Source organism: Trueperaceae bacterium (assembly GCA_031581195.1).
In the GTDB taxonomy this organism is placed as follows: domain Bacteria; phylum Deinococcota; class Deinococci; order Deinococcales; family Trueperaceae; genus SLSQ01.
Window position 1 is genome coordinate 1 of record JAVLCF010000103.1, and the last position, 1,901, is coordinate 1,901.

Annotated in this window: 2 protein-coding genes; both read right to left on the reverse strand. The window is 70.0% G+C overall.

From position 1 onward, the window contains the following. Positions 1 to 186: 186 nt before the first annotated feature. On the reverse strand, positions 187 to 1,089 hold the full coding sequence (locus RI554_09265; protein MDR9392202.1) for a fumarylacetoacetate hydrolase family protein: 903 nt from the start codon (positions 1,087 to 1,089) through the stop codon (positions 187 to 189). A 70-nt stretch (positions 1,090 to 1,159) separates the two neighbouring features. Beyond that, on the reverse strand, positions 1,160 to 1,901 hold a 742-nt coding region (locus RI554_09270; protein MDR9392203.1), incomplete at its 5' end, for an ABC transporter permease.

The window sequence follows — 1,901 nt, forward strand, 5'->3', positions numbered from 1 at the left end:
CGCCGCGACGACGCGGAGGCCGCGGAGTTCGAACGGACCGGGATCGAACCCACCCGCCCGTCCGCCCCCGAGGCCGCGACGGACGACGAGGACGACACCTCTCCCGTCTGGGTGTTCGACCGTCCCGAGGAGGCGTAGGGCCGCCGGGGGCGCGACGCCGTGCGTCGCCGCCCCCGGCGGCGGCGTTCAGCGCGAGCGCACGCGGTTGCGCAAGGTCCCGAGCTTCTCGATCTCGATCACCATTTCGTCGCCGTCCGCGAGGAACTTCGGTGGGTCGAACCCGATGCCGACCCCCTCGGGCGTCCCGGTCGCGATCACGTCCCCCGGCTCCAGCGTGATGCCCGCCGAAACCGTCGCGATGAGCGTGGGAACGTCGAAGTACAGGTCGGCGGTGGACCCGTCCTGGCGGACCTCACCGTTGATGGTGGTGCGCACCTGGAGGCGGACCGGCCAGCCGACCTCGGACGTGTGGACGAGGTACGGCCCCATGGGGCAGAAGGTGTCCAAGGTCTTGCCGAGGAACCACTGGCTGGTGCGCTTCTGCAGGTCCCGGGCGGTGACGTCGTTGATGATCGTGTAGCCGAAGACGTGCTCCTCCGCCCGCTCGGGCGGGATGTCCGCACCGGCCTTGCCGATCACGACCCCGAGTTCGCCCTCGTAGTCCACCTTCGTCGACAGGTCGGGCCGAAGGACGACGGGGTCGTCGGGGCCGACGACGGACGTCGGCGCCTTCGTGAAGACGATCGGGGCGGGGGGCATGTCCGCCCCGCGCGTGAACTCCGCGTTGTGCTTGACGTAGTTGAGGCCGACCGCGAACACGTTCTTGCGGGGGCGCGGGATCGGCGCGAGCACGCGCACGTCGTCGAGGGCGTGCACCGCGTCGGCAGGGAGGTGATCCAGGGCGGCGAGGAGGCGCTCGGTGAGGGCGATCCCCGCCTCCCCGAGGTCGATGAGGGCCAGCATGGTCGTCGGGGCGGACGCCTCTCCCACGGCGGCCGCGGCCCGAGCGACGTCGACGACGCGTCGTCGCTCGCCGTCCAGGACCCCCAATCGCGCTTCCCCTCCCGAATCGAACGTCACGAACGTCATGGTCGGCGGTCTCCTTTCGGTCGGCGTCCGGCCGAAGACCGGACCGCCACGTCCTGCGCAGGCGCGTCGCTCACGACGACGCCGCGCTTTCCTTCCAGGCGGCGAACCGCTTCTCGAGCCACCCGAACGCACCGATCAGGACGGTCCCGAGCAGCGCGATGACGAGGACGGCGGCGAGCATGCGGTGGGTACGGAAGTAGGCGGATTCGGTCTGGATGATCCCACCGAGGCCGGTGAGGTCGAGGAAGATCTCCGCGACGATCACGCCGACCAGCGCCCGCCCCATGGCGATGCGGAGGCCGGCCATGATGTACGGCACCGACCCCGGCAGGATGACGTGGCGGGCGAGCTGACGTTCGTCGGCCCCGAACGACGTCGCCACTTCGACGAGATCGCGGCGGGCGTTGCGGACGCCGATCGCGGTGTTGATGACGATGGGAATGAAGGTCCCCAACCAGATCAGGAAGACGCGCCCCTCGTAGCCGACCCCGAACCAAAGGATGATGAGGGGGACGAGGACGACGCGTGGGGTGGCGTAGATGGCGTCAAGATAGGGCTCGACGACGTCGGACAATAGCTTCCAGCGGCCGAGCACCAGGCCGAGCGGCAGACCGACGACCACGCTCAACAGGAAACTCACGCTCAGCGCGTTCATCGTGATGCCGAAGGCACGCTGCATCCGGCCGGCCTCGATCAGTTCCAGAAAGCCGCTCCAGACGCGTGAAGGGGGCGCGAAGAGGATGGGGTCGGTCAGGCGCCCGAGCGTCTCCCACGCGGCGAGGAACACCAGGAGGGCGAGGGCGGGGGGCGTC

Bases quoted from the DNA above. Each gene is read 5' to 3' on its own strand.
- RI554_09265 (MDR9392202.1), bottom strand. From the start codon at position 1,089: ATGACGTTCGTGACGTTCGATTCGGGAGGGGAAGCGCGATTGGGGGTC.